This is a genomic window from Saccharothrix algeriensis, from assembly GCF_016907655.1.
Taxonomy (GTDB): domain Bacteria; phylum Actinomycetota; class Actinomycetes; order Mycobacteriales; family Pseudonocardiaceae; genus Actinosynnema; species Actinosynnema algeriense.
Map to the genome: position 1 here is coordinate 6,824,197 of NZ_JAFBCL010000001.1, position 17,277 is coordinate 6,841,473.

The window sequence follows — 17,277 nt, forward strand, 5'->3', positions numbered from 1 at the left end:
ATGGCGTTGCTCGACCTCGACCCGGCGGTGGTCGCCAGGGCGCGCGAGCTGGCCGCGAAGGCCGCCGAGCCGGTGGTGGCCCTGGCCAGGGCGCACACCACGGTGGCGGTCGAGCGCGCCGCGCTGCGGCTGGCCGGGATCACCGGCGCGGACTCCACCCACCGCGCCGGCGACGTGCCGTGGGTCAACCGGGTGGTCGACACCGTGCGCGAGCACTGCGGGCTGGAGCACGGCGTGGCGCTGCCCGCCTTCCACGCCCTGCGCGAGCACGGCCTCGCCACGCTGACCGAACTGGCCGAGGCCACCGCCGCCGGGCAGGTGCGGTTCACCCTGCCGCGGGGGCGGGACCGGGCGCGCGCGGAGAAGGCCGCCCGGACCGCCGTCGCCCGGGGCCTGCGCACCGTCGACCGCAACCGGGCGCGGCGCGACCGGCTGGTGGCCCGGCTGGGCGACCCGCCGCAGCGGCCCTGGATCTACCTGATCGTGGCCACCGGCGACATCGACGAGGACGTGGTGCAGGCGTGCAACGCCGCCCGCGCCGGCGCGGACGTCATCGCGGTGATCCGCTCCACCGGGCAGTCGCTGCTGGACTACGTGCCCGAGGGCGCCACGCACCACGGGTTCGCCGGCACCTACGCCACCCAGGAGAACTTCCGGATCATGCGCGCCGCGCTGGACGAGGTGTCCGCGGAGGTCGGCCGGTACGTGCGGCTGACCAACTACGCCTCCGGGCTGTGCATGCCCGAGATCGCGGTGCTGGCCGGGCTGCAGCGGCTGGACATGATGCTCAACGACTCGATGTACGGCATCCTGTTCCGCGACATCAACCCCGTCCGCACGTTCGTCGACCAGCGCTTCTCCCGCCAGGTGCACGCCCGCGCCGGGATCGTCATCAACACCGGCGAGGACAACTACCTCACCACCGCCGACGCCGTGGACGCCGCGCACACCGTCACCGTCTCCCAGCTGCTCAACGAGCACTTCGCGCACGAGGCGGGGCTGCCCGACCACCTGCTCGGGCTGGGGCACGCCTTCGAGATCGACCCGAAGGTGCCCGAGTCGTTCCGGCTGGAGCTGGCGCACGCCCTGCTGGCGCGCGAGCTGTTCCCCGACGCGCCGCTGAAGTGGATGCCGCCGACCAAGCACATGACCGGCGACGTGTTCAACGGCTACCTGCTCGACGGGTTCTTCAACCTGGCGGGCGTGCTGACCGGGCAGAGCATCCTGCTGGTGGGGATGATGACCGAGGCGGTGGTCACGCCGTTCCTGTCCGACCGGGACCTGGCGCTGGCCAACGTCCGCTACGTGCTCGCCGCGGCGGGCGGCCTGCGCGAGGACTTCCGGCCCGCGCCCGACGGCCTGATCGTCCGGCGCGCCCACCGGGTGCTGGGGGAGGCGGTCGCCCTGCTGGAGCGGATCGTGGCCGACGGGCTGCTGGAGGCCATCGCCGAGGGCACCTTCGGGCTGATGAAGCGCCCCGCGCACGGCGGCAAGGGCGCGGACGGCGTGGTGGAGAAGGCCGACGGCTACTGCAACCCGGCCTCGGAACTGCTGGAGGCACGGTGAAGCGGCACGTGCGCCCCTACGGCGACACCACCGGCGACGGGATGGTGCAGACCTCGTTCACGCTGCCGGTGCCCTTCGGCCCGCAGGCCGACGGCGCCGCGCAGCAGCTGGCCAACAAGATGGGCATCGACCCGGCGATGGTCGTGCACTCCCACCCGATCGGGGCGGATTTCACCTTCTTCGTGGTCTACGGGTCGGTCCGGCACGTCGTGGACCTGGCCGAGGTGCGCGTGGTGGAGCGGGAGTACCCGCTGCTGTCGCCCCCGGAGGTCAACGCGGCGGTCAGGAAGCTGCTGCGCCGCAAGCTGGTCGTGGTCGGCGGGTGCATCGGCACCGACGCGCACACCGTGGGCATCGACGCGATCCTCAACGTCAAGGGCTTCGCGGGGGAGAAGGGCCTGGAGTACTACCGGGAGCTGAAGGTGGTGAACCTGGGCGCGCAGGTGTCGGTGCCCGAACTGGTGCGGCGGGCGCGGGCGGAGAAGGCCGACGCGGTGCTGGTCTCGCAGGTCGTCACCCAGCGCGACGCGCACCTGCTCAACACGCAGGAGATGTCGGCGGCGTTCCGGGAGGCGATGGGGCGCCGCCGCCCGCTGCTCATCGCCGGCGGCCCCCGCTTCGACCCGCTGATGGCCGGGGAGCTGGGGGTGGACCGGGTGTTCGGCCGGGGCACCACGCCCGGCGAGGTCGCCAGCTACCTCGTGCACGCCGTGCGGTCGCGCACCGACACCCCCGAGCCGCGCGCCACCCGCGCCGCACCGACCCGCTCCAAGACCGCGCGCACGAGCACCGCGCGGGCAGCCACCCCGCGCACGAGCACCGCGCGGGCCGAGGACACCGGCGGCGGCGACCGAGCCGACAGGGGCGCCGACGGCGCCACCACGCGGGCCGCCACCACGCGGACCGGGAAGGAAGGGGCAGCGTGAGTCCGACCGAGGGGTTGACCGTCACGCACCGGCGCTACGTGCCGCACTCCCACGCCCACTACGGCGGCGACCTGGTCGACGGCGCCTACGGGCTGGGCCTGTTCGGCGACGTGGCCACCGAACTGCTCATCCGCACCGACGCCGACGAGGGCCTGTTCGCGGGCTACTCCAGCGTCGAGTTCGTCGCGCCGGTCCAGGCCGGCGACGTCATCGAGGCCACCGCGACCCTGGTCCGCGTGGGCAACCGCTCCCGCGAGATCGACTTCGAGGCCCGGGTCGTGTGCCGGGCGGCCCCGCACCGCGGCCCCTCGGCGGCGGACGTGCTGGACCCGCCGCTGGTGGTCACCCGCGCCCGGGGCACCGTCGTCGCGCCCGCCCGGTGACGCGCTGGTCCGGTGACGCGCTGGTCCGGTGACGCGCTGGTCCGGTGACGCGCCGGTTCGGTGACACCGGCCGCGCGACACCGGCCGCGCGGTTGCCGCCCTGCCGGCCCGGTGTCTCTGCCACTATCGAGGGCGTGATCAGCCTCGATCCGGTTTCCCCGGTGCCGCCCTACGAGCAGGTGCGGTCCCAGTTCGCCCGCAAGATCACCGACCGGGAGCTGGCCGTGGGCACCCGGCTGCCCACCGTCCGCGCGCTGGCCGCCGAGCTGGGCATCGCGGTCAACACCGTGGCCCGCGCCTACCGCGAGCTGGAGGAGGCGGGTCTCATCGAGACCCGCGGCAGAGCCGGGACCGTGGTCAGCGCGGCGGGGGAGCGCAGCCGGGAGCGGGTGCTGCGCGCGGCGCGCGCCTACGCGGCCACGACCCGCGAGCAGGGGCTGACCGCCGAGGAGGCGCTGGAGATCGTCCGGGCGGCGCTGGCGGATTGATCAGTAGTGTGGTCGGGTGGCGACCGGACACAGCGGCGGCGGCGACCCGGCACGCACCCTCGCGGTGCTGTGGCGCACGGCGACGCCCAGCGCGCGCAAGGACCTCGGGGTGGACCGCATCGTGGCCGCGGCGGTGGAGCTGGCCGACGCCGAGGGGCTGGACGCGCTGTCCATGCGCCGGGTGGCCGACCGGCTCGGCGTGGGCACGATGTCGCTCTACACCTACGTGCCGGGCAAGGCCGAGCTGGTCGACGTCATGGTGGACACCGTGCAGGGCGAGACGGCGCGCCCGGCGCGGGTGCCCGGCGGGTGGCGCGGGCGGCTGACGCAGGTCGCGCGGGAGAACTGGTCGCTGCACCTGCGCCACCCGTGGCTGCTGCAGGTGGCCACCAACCGCGCGGTGCTGGGCCCGAACGTGGCCGCCAAGTACGACTACGAGCTGTCGGCGGTCGACGGCATCGGGCTGACCGACCTGGAGATGGACTCCGTGCTCAGCCTGGTGCTCGGCCACGTGCAGGCCGCGGCGCGGCTGGCGGTGGAGGCGGCGCGGATCGAGCAGCGCACGGGCCTGACCGACGAGCAGTGGTGGCAGGCCGCGGCGCCGTTCCTGGCCAAGGTGTTCGACCCGGCGAAGTTCCCGACCGCGGCGCGGGTGGGCGCGGCGGCGGGGGAGGCGCACGGGTCGGCCTACTCCGGCGAGCACGCGTTCGCGTTCGGCCTGGAACGCGTGCTCGACGGCGTGGAGGCGCTCGTCGCCGCCCGGCGGGGCGGTCAGTAGGGCCGCTTGGGCATCATCACCCACAGCACGAGGTAGACGAGGAACTGCGGGCCGGGCAGCAGGCACGACAGCACGAACACCAGCCGCACCGCGTTCGGCTTCCAACCGAACCGCGCGGCCAGTCCCGCGCACACGCCGGCGATCATCCTCTGGTCCCGGGGCCTGGTCATCGTGGTCATGACTCCACTGTCCCCGCCCCGGGCGCACCTCGCATCGGTGGGAACCCTGAGATGTGCCCTGACCAGCCCTGATCCGGGTCCGCGACGTGGCCGCCGTCACCGCGGGCCCGCCTTGCCCGGGGTGCCCCGCGCCGGATCCACCGACGCGGGGCACCCCGGAACGGCAGCGGTGACGCCGCGCGTGCCGCCGAGTGCCGGAGATGCGCGAAAGGCGTGGCCGGCACGTCGACGTCGTCGTGCTCGGAGGCACGACCGGAGCCGGTCAGTGCCACAACCACAGTTCCCAGCCACCGGCGACGGCACGGCAGTCGTAGGGCCAGCCGAACAGGTCGTTCGCGAGTTCGCCCTTGTCGTTGCACTCGTCGAGGTTGGGCCAGGTGCCGTGGTACTGCCACGTGGCGAGCGCCGTGGCGTCACCGGTGCGTGCCGCCGCTGCCGCCGGCGGGCGCGGCCGATCCTGCGGACCGGCACCCGCACCGGGCGTGGCACCGGCGACCGCCCCCGTTCCGCCCAGCGCGATGGCGGTGACGATGGCGGACACGCCGATCGCCATTCGGATTCTCGTTCGCATGGTGTTCCCTTCCAGGCATTCGTGATCGCTGCCGAATTCCGGGTCCAGGGCCCGCCCGTCAGATGCCGCCCCACCCGTGCACCACGAACTCGAACGCGGGAACGTCCTGGTTGTGGAACACGAGGACGTTCCTCCCGGTGCAGTTGAGGTTCTCCCAGAAGCGCTGGGCGATGTACACCCGGTTCTTGACCGAGAGCACGCCGACGACCAGGCCGATGCACTCGCCCGACGGCATGGCGTAATCGTGGTCCCACTGCGAACCCTGGTAGTTCACGTCGGTCCACGTGCAGATCCGCGCCTGGTCGGGCGAGCAGTAGTCACCCTCCCGGGCGTTCGCCGCAGTGGCCGAGCACATCGACGCAGCGACGATGAAAAGGGCGACCAGTGCCGTTCTGATCGCGCGCACGGACGAAGCTCCCATCCCGTTCCCCCTGTCTGCTTCTCGTGGGTGGCGCCGGACCGGGATCCGGCCCCGCGCCACCCTGATTAGCAGAGGCGGGTTGTTCACGGTCGGGCGCTGGGCAATGGACAACGAAGCTGAACAACCGCGACGAGGCCACGACCCCCTGGTCATCCAGGGGGAACCCGTGACGGACAGGGGACGCCGTGCCCGCCCCGCCTCACACCGGCGCGCTCGGGTGCACCGCGGCGGCGCCGACTCGCGGCGGGATCACGCGCCGCGAGTCGGCGGTCCTTGTCGGGCGCTTCACGCGGTCCTCGTAGGCTGATCGGGTGGTCGCACCCCCCGTGGTTCCGGACCGGTCCGGAGCCGAGCACCCCCCTGCCCGCCGCCGTCGTGACGTGCGCGGCGCCCTGGCGCGGGTCGCGCTGGCCGGGGCCGGGGGCGCGCTGGTCTACCTCAGCTTCCCGCCGCGCTCGGCGTGGTGGCTCGCGCCCCTGGGCTTCGCCGTGCTCGGCGTGCTGCTGCACGGGCGGCGGGCGCGGGCGGGCTTCGGGCTGGGCGTGGCGTGGGGCCTGGGGTTCATGGCGCCGCTGCTGCGCTGGACCGGCGAGTTCGTCGGGCTGATCGCCTGGCTGCCGCTGGCGCTGCTGTGCGCGGTGCTGATCGGGCTGGGCACGGCGCTGATGGCGCGGGTGTCGACGCTGCCGGGCGCGCCGCTGTGGATGGCCGCGCTGTGGGTGGCCGACGAGTGGCTGCGCGGGCTGTTCCCCTTCGGCGGGTTCCCGTGGGGCCGCATCGCCTTCGGCCAGCCCGAGGGCTGGTACCTGCCGCTGGCCTCGGTCGGCGGCGCGCCGCTGGTGGGCTTCGCCGTGGCGCTGACCGGTTTCGCCCTGGCGCGGCTGGGCCGCCGGTGGCGGGTGGCCCTGCCGCTGGCGCTGGCGCCGCTGGTGGCGGGCCTGGCGGTGGCGCCGCTGGTGGGCGTGGCGCCCGACCGCGGCACGGTGGTGGTGGCCGCGATCCAGGGCAACGTGCCGCGCGCCGGGTTGGACTTCAACGCCCAGCGCCGCGCCGTGCTGGACAACCACGTGCAGCGGACCCTGCAGCTGGCCGAGGACGTGGCCGCGGGCCGGGAGCGGCAGCCCGACCTGGTGATCTGGCCGGAGAACTCCTCCGACATCGACCCGTTCCGCAACGCCGACGCCGCCGCGCTGCTGGACCGGGCCGCCGCGGCGATCCGCGCGCCCATCGCGGTCGGCGCGGTGGTGGTGGACCGGGCCGACGGGCTGCCGCGCAACACGGTGGTGCTGTGGGAGCCGGGCCGGGGCGCCACCGACACCTACACCAAGCGGCAGCTGCAGCCCTTCGGCGAGACGATGCCCTACCGGTCGTTCTTCCGGGTCTTCAGCAAGGCCGTGGACCGGGCCGGGCAGTTCCAGCCGGGCTCGGACCCGGAGGGGTTCGCGATGGGCGCGGCGAAGGTCGCCCTGGACACCTGCTACGAGGTGGCGTTCGACGGCGTGGTGCGCGACTCGGTCACGGCCGGGGCCGACCTCATCGCCGTGCCCACCAACAACGCCACGTTCGGCTACACCGAGATGACCTACCAGCAGCTGGCGATGTCGCGGGTGCGGGCGGTGGAGCACGGCAAGGCCGTGGTGGTCGCGGCCACCAGCGGGGTCAGCGCGATCGTGCAGCCCGACGGCTCGGTCACCCGGCGCAGCGGCCTGTTCACCCCCGACGCGCTGGTCGCGGAGCTGCCGCTGCGGGGGGAGGCTACGCTGGCCACCCGGCTCGGCGCTTGGCCCGAGTGGGTGATGACCGCGTTGGGCCTGGTGGCCGCGGCGGTCGGCTGGACACTGACACGACGATGATCGCGTCCGATCCCCGCTGCGGGGTTCGGCGAGGAGGAAACGGATGGCGGACCAGCAGGCGAAGCCTGACCGCGAGCTCGGGCCGGTGCTGGTGGTGATCCCGACCTACAACGAGCGGGACAACATCGGGAAGATCGTGAAGCGGCTGCACGCGGCCCTGCCGAAGGTGCACGCGCTCGTGGTCGACGACGGCAGCCCGGACGGGACGGGACAGCTGGCCGACGAGATGGCCGCCGCGGACGAGCGGGTGCACGTGCTGCACCGCACCGAGAAGGCCGGGTTGGGCGCGGCGTACATCGCGGGTTTCGGCTGGGGCCTGGAGCGCGGCTACGGGGTGCTGGTCGAGATGGACGCGGACGGCTCCCACGCGCCGGAGGACCTGCCGCGGATGCTCGACGCGCTGCGCGCCGCGGACCTGGTGATCGGGTCGCGGTACGTGCCGGGCGGCAGCGTGGTGAACTGGCCGAAGAAGCGGGAGTTCTTCTCGCGCGGCGCGAACCTGTACTCGCGGCTGGCGCTGGGCGCGAAGGTCAAGGACATCACGGCGGGCTTCCGCGCCTACCGGGCCGACGTGCTGCGCCACCTGAAGCTGCACAACGTGGCCTCGGCGGGCTACTGCTTCCAGATCGACCTGGCGTGGCGGACGATCGAGCTGGGCTACCGGGTGGTGGAGGTGCCGATCACGTTCACCGAGCGCGAGATCGGCGTGTCGAAGATGACCGGCGACGTGGTGCGGGAGGCGCTGGTGCGGGTCACCAAGTGGGGCCTGCGCCGCCGCTACACGCAGCTGCGCGAGGTGTTCGCGCCCAAGGCGGGCGCCGGGGCGCGCCGCTAGGGCAGCGGGCGCCACGTGTGTGAAGGGGCCCGCCGGTCGACCGGCGGGCCCCTTCACACACGTGGGGGGAGGTCAGGCGGTGCGGGTGCGCCGGCCCTTCAGCTCCTCGAGCCGCTCGTCGAGCAGCTCTTCCAGTTCCGGGATGGTGCGCCGCTCCAGGAGCATGTCCCAGTGCGTGCGCGGCGGCTTGACCTTCTTCGCCTCCGGCTCGGCGCCGTCGATGATCTTGGATTCCTGCCCGTGGAGGCGGCACTCCCAGGTGTGGGGGATCTCGGCGTCGTCGGAGAAGGGGACCTCGAAGTCGTGGCCCTTGGGGCAGGCGTACCGCACCGACCGGCGCGGGGCGAGGTCGTGATTGCGGTCGGTCTCGTAGCTGACTGCTCCGAGCCGGCTACCCCGTAGAACGCGGTCGGCCATGGCGGTGTCCTTTCGCTCGGCTCAGGGCCGGGGCCCAGGCGTGGTGCTCACCGAGTGCAACGACCGGATTGCTCCGTTCGTTCCCGGTATGGCGGTCATGGTCGCCCACAGTGACGTCGTTCACCCGTCAACGAAGGCTTCCTCCTAAGGGATGCAATCGCGGCGGGATCGTGACGCGTTATCAAGCTGTCGGGCCGGCTCATCACACGGATGGAGCAGCACCGGCAGATGGTGTGCGGCTGCGACAGCTTAGACCGAACACGCAGGGCGACGTTAGAGCGGGCTTAACGCAACAGTAGTGACGGCCGTCATGTTTGCGGTTACTCCACGTGAGTTCGGTCGGGTTCGAGGGAGTCGCCACGCTGCGTGTCGCACCGACGCGGCTGCGTGGTGGCCAACCCCAGGGGTCACCCGTCCGGCCCACACCCAAACGTTGACCGCCGGAATTTATTCCAGCAATGATTTCAGTGTGGACTTAAAAATCAAGAGCGGCGAGGCGGTCGAGGAGCACCCGCTGGGCCGTGACGAGCTTCCCGGCGGCCTCGGCGAGGGGGAACCAGGCGACCCGGTCGACCTCGGGGAAGCGGCGCAGGACGCCCGAGCCGCGGGGCCACTCCAGCTCGAAGGTGCCGGGCACGACGCGCTCGGGGTCCAGGTCGCCGCGCAGCGCCCAGGCGTGGACGGTCTTGCCGCCGGACTGGCGGACCTCGCCCAGCGGCGCCAGCTCGCCCTCGGGCACGGGCAGGCCCAGCTCCTCGGCGAACTCCCGGCGCGCGGCGTCCTGCAGGGGTTCGTCGCCGTCGGGCTCGCCCTTGGGGATCGACCAGGCCCCCGCGTCCTTGCGCGCCCAGAACGGGCCGCCCATGTGCCCGATGAGCACTTCGAGCCCGTGGCCCCGGTCGCGGTGCAGCAGGATGCCCGCGCTGATCTTCCCCGTCACGGGGGACAGTGTGGCGGTGCGGGGCCCGGGGCGCGGCGGTGGGGTGGAACCCGGCGGGGCGGGCGCGGCGCGTCGTCACGGGCCGCCGCGCGGTCGGCCGGAGGGCCGGGGGCCGTGCGCTCGGGCAGGGGGCGCCGCGCCGGCTCCGGCCGTGGCGTCGGCGCGCTCGGGCCGGCACGGGAGGGCGGGGGCCGGCGCCTCAGGTGAGGCTGAGCTGGCGGCCCTGCGCGGCGGCGGGGCCGAGGTCGCCGGTGCGGTAGTGCTGCCGGCACAGCACCTGGTAGCGGACCTCGTCGGTGGTCGGGGCGGTGTCGGCGACCAGGACGGTGTCGCCGGCGCGCAGGACGTCGCCGTCGTGGACGCGGGCGTTGAACCGGCCGGGGTGGCCGCACCAGCACAGGACCTCGACCTGGATGGCGTTGAGCTCGTCGGCCAGTTCGAACAGCCGCCGGGAGCCGGGGAACAGGGTGCTGCGGAAGTCGGTGGCCAGGCCGAAGCAGTAGACGTCGAGCCGGGCGTCGTCGGCGAGTTCGGCGAGCTGGTCGACCTGGGCGGGGGAGAGGAACTGGGCCTCGTCGACGACGAGGTAGTCGACGCGGGCGCCGGCGGCCCAGCGGTGGCGCACCAGGTCGCGCACGTCCAGGTCCTCGTGGACCTCCAGGGCGTCGCGGGCCAGGCCCATGCGGCTGGAGATGGCGGGGGCGCCGGAGCGGTCGTGGCGCACCAGCAGCAGGCCGGCGCGGCCCTGGCGGGCCTGGTTGTGGTCGATCTGGAGGGCGAGGGTGGACTTGCCGCAGTCCATGGGGCCGAAGAAGAACCGGAGCCGGCCGGTGGGGGCGGCGCCCCGGTGCGCGCCGGCGGCGGGCACGGCGGACAGGGCGTCGGTCGGGTCGGTGCTGGGGTTCGTCGGCTCCACGGCGGGCCACCTTAGTGCGTGGTCGGCGGGGTGGCGGCGGTCCCGTCCGCGGCAGGAATATTCCTTTCTTTGATCAGTAATTTCAGTGCAGACCAAAAAGCGCTCCACCCTCTGAAGCGCCACCTGGGAGACGAGCACGGGAAGAACGCCAGGATCACGAAGCAGTGTCTTCGTGGACGAGATATACCGCTTCGCGATATAACCTGCGGTGTGAAGGGTATGTCGGAGCAGGCGTTCCTGGTGCTGACGGCGTTGGCGGAGGAGCCGTTGCACGGGTACGCCATCGTGCGGTCGGTGCAGGCCCTGTCGGAGGGGCGGGTGGTGTTGCGGGTGGGCACGCTGTACGGGGTGCTGGACCGGTTGGTCGCCGAGGGCTTGGCGCGGCGGGACCGCGAGGAGGTGCACCAGGGGCGGTTGCGCCGGTACTACCGGCTCACCGACGCCGGGGTGCGGGCGTTGTCGGCGGAGGTGGCGCGGTTGTCGGCGAACGTGCGGGTGGCGTCGTCGGTGTTGCGGGCGAGGGAGGCGCGGTGAGGGCGGACGGGACCGGTCGGGACGAGGCGGGGCGGGACGCCGGGCCGGAGGTCGAGGGGGCCGGGTCGGGGTCGAACCTGGAGCGCCGGTACCGGGCGCTGCTGCGGCTGCTGCCGGCGTGGTACCGGGCGGAGCGGGAGGAGGAGATGGTGGGGATCTTCCTCGCGGGCCGGTCGGGCGGGTTGGACGGCGAGTACGGCTGGCCGGGGTGGGGCGAGGCGTGGGCGACCTCGGCGTTGGCGGTGCGGGTGCGGCTGCGGGCCGGTGGCCGGGCCGGCGAGGTGACGCGGGTGCTGGCGCTGGCGGGGTTGGTGGGCCACGTGGTGCTGGCCGCGCAGGGCGCCGCGGCGGCGGTGCGGTTCGGCGGCGCGTGGGCGGTGTGGTTCGACGCGTTGGTGGTGGCGGCGTTCGCGGGGCTGCTGACGGGGCGCCGGGTGGTGGCGCGGGCCGCGATGGGGGTGGCGGCGCTGGTGGGGGTGGCGGCCGTGGTGTCGGCGGTGGCGCAGGGGCCGGGGTGGTGGGTGCTGGCGGCGCAGGCGCCGTTGTGGGTGACGGCGGTGGCGGTGTTGGCGGGGTTCCACCGGGAGGCTCCGCAGCCGCCGCGGGTGCGGTGGGTGGTGGCCGCGGTGGTGGGCGCCGCGGTGGGCGCGGTGTGGGCGTTGTCGGCGCCGTTGTCGGTGGTGGCGTTCGGTGGGGCGTGGGTGGTGACCGCGGTCGTGGTGGTGGCGGCGCGGCCGTGGGTCGGGGGTGGCGCGGGGGCCGGTGCCCGGCTGCGGTGAGGGGTCGGGGGGCCGCCGCGGTCGGGCGGCCCCCGTCGGGCGCGGGTGGGGTCAGACCTTGGCGGGCAGCGGGTTGCCGGCCGCGGCGATGGCCTTGCGGACCGGCACGAAGATCATCAGCACGAACCCGACGACGAAGAACACCACCAGCGAGATGATCGCCAGCCGGAACGAGCCGGTGGCCTGGCCGACGCCGGCGAACACCAGCGGCCCCAGCCACGAGGTGGAGCGCTCGCCGACCTCGTAGAGGGAGAAGTACTGCGCTTCGCGGCCGGGCGGGATCATCTGGGAGAACAGCGAGCGGGACAGGGCGTTGGTGCCGCCCAGGACGATGCCGATGCCCACGGCGAGGCCGTAGAACTGCAGCTGCTGCCCGGCCTGGACGAAGAACGCCGCGCCGATGACGAAGATCCACACGATCAGGCTGACCATGATGGTGCGCTTGGCGCCCCAGTGCCGGGCCAGCCACCCGTGCAGCACCGCGCCGGCGAAGGCGACGAACTGCACGATGAGGATGGTGGCGATCAGGACGGTCTCGTCCAGGCCCAGCTCGTCGCGGCCGTACTGGGCGGAGACGTTGGCGACGGTGGCGATGCCGTCGGTGTAGATGAGGTAGGTGCCCAGGAACGCCAGGGTGAGCGGGAAGGTGCGGGCCTGCCTCATGGTCCGGCGCAGCTCGCGGAACCCGGCGGACAGGACCGAGGCGCCGGACTCGCCGTCGCGGGGCTGCGGGTCGCGCTTGAGGCGGGCCAGGGGGATGAGGGTGAACCCGGCCCACCACAGGCCGGACAGGACGAACCCGACCCGCACGGCCGCGCCTTCGCTCAGGCCGAGGGCGTCGTGGCCGATGAACAGGCCCAGCTGCACGGCCAGGGCCAGGCCGCCGCCGAGGTAGCCGAAGGCCCAGCCGCGGGAGGACACCGCGTCGCGCTCGTCGGGGGTGGCGATCTCGGGCAGGAACGCGTAGTAGACCACGACCGAGGCGCCGTAGCAGATGTTGCCGAGGATGAACACCGCGACGCCCAGCTGCCAGTCCGAGCCGCCGACGAAGGCCAGCGCGACGGTGGCGGCGGCGCCGGTGAAGGCCAGGCCGCCGAGCATCCGCCGCTTGTTGCGGGTGCGGTCGGCGATGGCGCCCATGACCGGCAGCACGACGACCTGCACGACGGTGGCGATCGACAGCAGGTAGCCCCACAGGGACCCGGCGGGGAAGTAGGCGCCCAGCAGGGAGATGTCGCACTGCTGCAGGGAGCCGGTGGCGCAGGCGTCGGGTCCGTTGCGGGCGACGTCCTCGCGGGCGGCTTCCTTGGCCACCGCGGTGAGGTAGCCGGAGAGGAACACCGTGACCACGGAGGTGGGGAACACCTGGTTCGCCCAGTCGTACCAGGTCCATCCGCGTTGTTCCCGCTTGCGGTCGATCGCGGGTGCTGGGCTGTCGGCCACGCTCATGGGGGCGGACTGTACTTCCCGCCGGCGCGCCGGTGGCGATCACCGCCGAGCTGTCGCCGTTCAGCCACCCGCCCATGACCCGCGCGACCGCAGGACGTCACGCAGCAGGTCGGGTCGGTCGGTGACCAGTCCGTCGACGCCCAGGTCCAGCAGGGCCCGCATCCGCGCCGGGTCGTCGACGGTCCACACGTGCACCTCCAGGCCGCGCCGGTGGGCGGCGCGCACGAACCGCCGGTCGACCACCACCAGGCGGCCCCGGGTGGCGGGCACCTGGGCGATGCTGCCGGCGACCGGCAGGCCCGGCAGCATCGCCCGGCCGGCCGCCCACAGCGCGCCGGCGGAGCGGGGTCCCATCGAGGTGATCAGCCGCGGGCCGCCCAGCGCGCGCAGCCGGGCCAGGCGCCGGTCGGAGAACGAGGCCAGGCACACCCGGTGCAGGGCGTCGGCGCGGCGCAGCAGCTCGATGACGGGCCCGACCGCGCCGTCGGCCTTGACGTCGACGTTGACCAGCGCGTCGGGCAGCTCCTCCAGCAGGTCCTGCAGCCGGGCGACGGGTTCGCGGCCCCCGACCTTGGCGCGGCGGACCGCCGACCAGGGCTGGGCGGCGACGGGGCCGACGCCGTCGGTGGTGCGGTCGAGGGTGTCGTCGTGGTGGACCACCACCACGCCGTCGGAGGTGGCGTGCACGTCGGTCTCCAGGTACCGGAAGCCCTCCCGCGCGGCGCGGCGGAACGCGGCCAGCGAGTTCTCCATGCCCGCCAGGTCGTCGAGGTGCCAGCCCCGGTGGGCGTAGGCCCTGGGGTGCGGGCCGGACAGGTAGGGGTGCTTCGCGGTCACGGTGTGGAGTCTGCCCTGGCGGCGTGGCGCGGCGGTGACCGGTGGGTAGCGGGATACCGTCGCGCGCCATGGAGTCGGTGACCGGGGCCGTGGCGGCCCGCCGGGAGGAGGCCAGGCACTGCGCCTGGTGTGGCCGCCGGCTGCCCGACAGCGGCCGGATCGGGCGGCCTCGCCGCTACTGCGCCCAGCCGTGCCGCCAGCGCGCCTACGAGCGGCGGGCGGCGGTGCAGCGCGGGGGGCTGCCGGAGGACGCGGTGGTGCTGTCGGCGGCGGAGCTGGGCGACCTGCAGGACCGGCTGTTCCAGGTGCGGTGCGCGGCGGAGGACGTGGCCACGGCGGCGGCCGACGGGGCGGACCGCGCGGAGCTGCGGCGGTTGGCCGACGCCCTGGTGGAGACCGCGCGGGAGCTGGAGCGGCTGCGGTGAGCCGGCCCCTCCCGCCGGGGCCCGGTCCGGGGTGCGGTCCGGGGCCGTGGGCGGGGTGTCGCGCCGCCGCGGGGGCGCGGCGCGCGGGCGCCGGGAGGGGCCGGGACCGCGGATGTGCGGCGCCGGGGGAGCGGGGCGCCGCGACCGGTGACAGCGTCACCCGGGTGGCGGCGGACGTCGGCTTGCCCCCCGTGCGCGGACTCCACCATCATTGCGCGCGGGTGGGCGAGGAGGGCGCGTGGACGACAACGGCGCGTTGCACCGGGAGGTGCTCGACCGGGCCGATGTCGGTTTCGGTGTGACCGATGGGCAGGGCACGCTGCGCTGGGTGAACCCGGCGCTGGCGGAGGTCCTGGGTGTCGCGGCGGACCGGGTCGCGGGGCGTTCGCTGCTCGCGCTGCTGCCCGGGGTGCCCGAGCGGCCCCGGTCGGGGCTGGCGCTGCTGACGCCCACGACGCACCGGCGGGGCCACCGCTGGCTCGAGGTGACCTGCCAGTCGCTGGGGCCGCGCGGCGAGCTGCTCTACCGCGTGGTGGACGTGACGGCGTGGCGGGACCGGGAGCTGGAGGCCACGCACGAGGCGGACGCGCTGCGCCGCGCCCAGGTGATGGGGCGCATGGGCACCTGGGAGTGGCACATCCCCGAGGACCGGGTGGAGTGGTCGGACGCGCTGCTGGAGATGTTCGGGTTCCCGCCGGGCACGCGGCTGGACTTCGACGGCTACACCGACCTGATCCACCCCGACGACCTGCCGATGATCCAGGCGACCCTGGAGCAGGCGATGCGGTCGGGCTCGGGGTTCTCCTACACCCACCGCATGGTGCTGGCCGACCGGCGCACCGAGCGGTGGTTCGAGTGCTTCGGCGAGGTCGTCAGCGCCGAGGACGGCACACCGCTGCGGGCGTTCGGCACCGCCCACGACATCACCCGCGCCCGGCTGGTGCACGACGAGCTGCTGGCGCTGGCCGAGCAGGACCCGCTGACCGGGCTGGCCAACCGGCGGGCGGTGACCCGCGAGCTGGAGCGGCAGCTGGGCTCGGGCGCCTCGGGGTCGCTGCTGCTGCTGGACCTGGACAACTTCAAGGACGTCAACGACCTGCGCGGGCACGCGGTGGGCGACCGGCTGATGAAGGCCCTGGCGGGCGCGCTGCGCTCGCGGCTGGCGCCCGACCAGCTAATCGGCCGGCTGGGCGGCGACGAGTTCGCGGTGGTGCTGCCGGGCTGCGCGGCGGCGGAGGCGGCGCGGGTGGCCGACGGGCTGCGCGACGCGGTGGCGGCGCTGCCGCTGGTCGCGGCGTCGGCGCGGGTGACGGTCAGCACCGGGGTGGCGGAGTTCGGCGCCGGCGACACCTGGGAGCTGGTGCTGGCCAACGCCGACCTGGCGCTGTACGCGTCCAAGGCGGCCGGCCGCAACCGGGTCACCGTCTACGAGCCGGGCCACTACGCCGACACCGCCAAGCGGGTGTCGGTGATGGACCGGCTGCGGGCGGCGCTGGCCGGCGGCGGGCTGGCCCTGCACGCGATGCCGATGGTGGAGCTGTCGTCGGGGCGCACGCTGGGGCACGAGCTGCTGCTGCGGCTGGAGGACGGCCAGCTGCCCCGGCTGGGCCCGGCGGAGTTCCTGCCCGAGGCCGAGCGCTCGGACCTGGTGCTGGAGATCGACCGGTGGGTGCTGTCCACGGCGATCGACGCCCTGGTGCGCCACCCGGACCCGGCGCTGCGGTTCAACGTCAACGTCTCCGGCCGCACCCTGGAGGACGAGGACTTCGCCGGGTTCGTGCTCGACCGGGTGGCCGGGGCCGGCGTGGCGCCGGGCCGGCTGTGCCTGGAGATCACCGAGACCGCGGCGGTGACCAACCTGGACGCGGCGCGGTCGCTGGCGGTGCAGCTGCGGGCGTTCGGCTGCCGCATCACCCTGGACGACTTCGGCTCCGGGTTCGGCTCGTTCGTGCACCTCAAGCACCTGCCCATCACCGGCATCAAGATCGACGGGGAGTTCGTGCGCAACGTCGACGAGCGCTCCACCGACGCGGTGCTGGTGTCGGGGATCGTGGAGATCGCCCGCGGCCTGGGGCTCTCGGCGGTGGCCGAGTGGGTGGAGCGGCCCGCGCAGGTGCAGACCCTGACCAGGCTGGGCGTGCAGGTGGGGCAGGGGTTCCACCTGGGCCGCCCGGTACCCCTGGCAAGCGTCCTTTCGGGCGAGCCGATGGCTCCGGACGGCGCATTGTCCTCACCGTTGACCGGTGCGGAGGATGGGGCGCGTTCGTGATCACCGCCACCGCCGCCCGCCGATGGGAACCCGCACCGTGCCCGGTCCTTCCGCCAGTCCCGCGCGCGGTGTGCGCCGCGTGGAGCTGACCACCGCCGACCCCGAGCCGATCGCCGACTTCTACGCCCACCTGCTGGGCTGGGTTGTGCTGGCCGAACCCGACGGCGGGTTCAGCGGCTGGGTGGGCGACCGCCTGGCGCTGCGCGTGCACCGGGGCGGCGACGGGTTCCTGGTGGTGTTCGCCGGCGCCCGCCGGGACGGGCTGCGCGACGGGGCGGCGGTGGACCGCGGGCGGGTGCTGCACGGCCCGTGGGCGCCGCGCCCGCGGCCGGGGGAGCCGTGCTGGGTGGAGTTCGCCGGCGCCGCCGACGACGCCTACTGGACCGGCGAGCTGGGGTGGCGCGCCCGCACCCCCGACGAGCCGTTCACCGTCTACGACACCCCGGCAGCCCACGACCCGGCCGGGCGCCGGGCGGTGGCCGGGCGGCGCGCGGCCGACCGGCAGCGGTGGCTGTGCCACTTCGCCGTGCCCGACACCGCGCGGACCGCGGCCCTGGCCGAGCAGGCCGGCGGCCGGGTGCTGGACCCGCCCACCCGGACCCCCACCGGCCTGGCCGCCTCGATCGCCGACCCGGCGGGCGCGGTGTTCGCCGTGCTGCAGGACCCGCCCGGCTGGGGCGGGACCTGGTCCACCACCCCCTGACCGCGCGC

General features: G+C 74.5%; 20 protein-coding genes. 12 read left to right on the forward strand and 8 right to left on the reverse strand.

Annotation, left to right across the window (positions count from 1 at the left end; translation table 11 throughout):
* The 5 genes from kamD (at position 1) to JOE68_RS30395 (ending at position 4,141) form a co-directional block, all read left to right on the forward strand.
* Entirely contained in the window at positions 1-1,566 is a 1,566-nt protein-coding gene (gene kamD, locus JOE68_RS30375; protein ID WP_204845788.1) for a lysine 5,6-aminomutase subunit alpha, read from the forward strand.
* Positions 1,563-2,492: a lysine 5,6-aminomutase subunit beta gene (gene kamE, locus JOE68_RS30380; RefSeq protein WP_307819998.1), complete on the forward strand. Its 930-nt coding sequence runs from the start codon at positions 1,563-1,565 to the stop codon at positions 2,490-2,492. Before kamD ends, kamE begins: the two co-directional genes overlap by 4 nt.
* Complete coding sequence (gene kal, locus JOE68_RS30385; RefSeq protein WP_204845789.1) at positions 2,489-2,875, forward strand: 3-aminobutyryl-CoA ammonia lyase; 387 nt, start codon at positions 2,489-2,491, stop codon at positions 2,873-2,875. The genes kamE and kal overlap by 4 nt, the downstream gene beginning before the upstream one ends.
* Before the next feature lie 134 nt (positions 2,876-3,009).
* Entirely contained in the window at positions 3,010-3,363 is a 354-nt protein-coding gene (locus JOE68_RS30390) for a GntR family transcriptional regulator (protein WP_204845791.1), read from the forward strand.
* A 16-nt stretch (positions 3,364-3,379) separates the two neighbouring features.
* Positions 3,380-4,141 (forward strand): TetR/AcrR family transcriptional regulator, encoded by a 762-nt coding sequence (locus JOE68_RS30395; protein ID WP_204845792.1) that lies wholly within the window; start codon positions 3,380-3,382, stop codon positions 4,139-4,141.
* Here JOE68_RS30395 and JOE68_RS30400 read toward each other — a convergent pair.
* The 3 genes from JOE68_RS30400 to JOE68_RS30410 form a co-directional block, all read right to left on the reverse strand.
* Positions 4,135-4,311, reverse strand: coding sequence for a PspC domain-containing protein (locus tag JOE68_RS30400; RefSeq protein ID WP_204846376.1), 177 nt, complete (start codon positions 4,309-4,311; stop codon positions 4,135-4,137). The two genes, JOE68_RS30395 and JOE68_RS30400, sit on opposite strands and share 7 nt — an antisense overlap.
* Before the next feature lie 271 nt (positions 4,312-4,582).
* A complete protein-coding gene (locus JOE68_RS30405; protein ID WP_204845794.1) occupies positions 4,583-4,873 on the reverse strand; it encodes a hypothetical protein in 291 nt (96 codons plus the stop codon).
* A gap of 76 nt (positions 4,874-4,949) precedes the next feature.
* Entirely contained in the window at positions 4,950-5,297 is a 348-nt protein-coding gene (locus JOE68_RS30410) for a peptidase inhibitor family I36 protein (RefSeq protein WP_204845795.1), read from the reverse strand.
* 395 nt (positions 5,298-5,692) lie between these two features.
* Between JOE68_RS30410 and lnt the strand changes: the two genes are divergently transcribed.
* Positions 5,693-7,165: an apolipoprotein N-acyltransferase gene (lnt, locus tag JOE68_RS30415; RefSeq protein ID WP_307819999.1), complete on the forward strand. Its 1,473-nt coding sequence runs from the start codon at positions 5,693-5,695 to the stop codon at positions 7,163-7,165.
* 43 nt (positions 7,166-7,208) lie between these two features.
* Positions 7,209-8,000 (forward strand): polyprenol monophosphomannose synthase, encoded by a 792-nt coding sequence (locus JOE68_RS30420; protein ID WP_204845797.1) that lies wholly within the window; start codon positions 7,209-7,211, stop codon positions 7,998-8,000.
* A 72-nt stretch (positions 8,001-8,072) separates the two neighbouring features.
* Here the strand turns inward: JOE68_RS30420 and JOE68_RS30425 are convergent, their stop codons facing one another.
* The 3 genes from JOE68_RS30425 to JOE68_RS30435 all read right to left on the reverse strand — a co-directional run bounded on the left by JOE68_RS30425 (position 8,073) and on the right by JOE68_RS30435 (position 10,273).
* Entirely contained in the window at positions 8,073-8,417 is a 345-nt protein-coding gene (locus JOE68_RS30425) for an RNA polymerase-binding protein RbpA (RefSeq protein ID WP_053722354.1), read from the reverse strand.
* Positions 8,418-8,892: 475 nt separating this feature from the next.
* Positions 8,893-9,357, reverse strand: a complete 465-nt coding sequence (locus JOE68_RS30430; protein WP_204845799.1) for an NUDIX hydrolase — start codon at positions 9,355-9,357, stop codon at positions 8,893-8,895.
* 199 nt (positions 9,358-9,556) lie between these two features.
* The gene (locus JOE68_RS30435; protein ID WP_204845800.1) at positions 9,557-10,273 is read right to left on the reverse strand and encodes a thymidine kinase; all 717 of its coding nucleotides are present in this window, start codon (positions 10,271-10,273) and stop codon (positions 9,557-9,559) included.
* A gap of 219 nt (positions 10,274-10,492) precedes the next feature.
* On the opposite strand from JOE68_RS30435, the gene JOE68_RS30440 reads away from it, so the two are divergent.
* Complete coding sequence (locus JOE68_RS30440; protein ID WP_204846378.1) at positions 10,493-10,807, forward strand: PadR family transcriptional regulator; 315 nt, start codon at positions 10,493-10,495, stop codon at positions 10,805-10,807.
* Positions 10,804-11,586 carry a hypothetical protein gene (locus JOE68_RS30445; RefSeq protein ID WP_204845801.1) on the forward strand — a complete coding sequence of 261 codons (783 nt, stop codon included), beginning with the start codon at positions 10,804-10,806 and terminating at the stop codon, positions 11,584-11,586. Before JOE68_RS30440 ends, JOE68_RS30445 begins: the two co-directional genes overlap by 4 nt.
* 51 nt (positions 11,587-11,637) lie before the next feature.
* On the opposite strand, the gene JOE68_RS30450 is transcribed toward JOE68_RS30445, so the two are convergent.
* The gene (locus tag JOE68_RS30450; RefSeq protein ID WP_204845802.1) at positions 11,638-13,035 is read right to left on the reverse strand and encodes an MFS transporter; all 1,398 of its coding nucleotides are present in this window, start codon (positions 13,033-13,035) and stop codon (positions 11,638-11,640) included.
* A gap of 60 nt (positions 13,036-13,095) precedes the next feature.
* The gene (locus JOE68_RS30455; protein WP_204845803.1) at positions 13,096-13,872 is read right to left on the reverse strand and encodes a glycerophosphodiester phosphodiesterase family protein; all 777 of its coding nucleotides are present in this window, start codon (positions 13,870-13,872) and stop codon (positions 13,096-13,098) included.
* A gap of 68 nt (positions 13,873-13,940) precedes the next feature.
* Here JOE68_RS30455 and JOE68_RS30460 point away from each other — a divergent pair, with 68 nt between their 5' ends.
* The 3 genes from JOE68_RS30460 (at position 13,941) to JOE68_RS30470 (ending at position 17,269) form a co-directional block, all read left to right on the forward strand.
* A complete protein-coding gene (locus JOE68_RS30460; protein ID WP_204845804.1) occupies positions 13,941-14,297 on the forward strand; it encodes a hypothetical protein in 357 nt (118 codons plus the stop codon).
* A 238-nt stretch (positions 14,298-14,535) separates the two neighbouring features.
* Positions 14,536-16,566: a putative bifunctional diguanylate cyclase/phosphodiesterase gene (locus JOE68_RS30465; RefSeq protein WP_307820001.1), complete on the forward strand. Its 2,031-nt coding sequence runs from the start codon at positions 14,536-14,538 to the stop codon at positions 16,564-16,566.
* A gap of 79 nt (positions 16,567-16,645) precedes the next feature.
* Positions 16,646-17,269, forward strand: coding sequence for a VOC family protein (locus JOE68_RS30470; RefSeq protein ID WP_204845806.1), 624 nt, complete (start codon positions 16,646-16,648; stop codon positions 17,267-17,269).
* Positions 17,270-17,277: the final 8 nt, after the last annotated feature.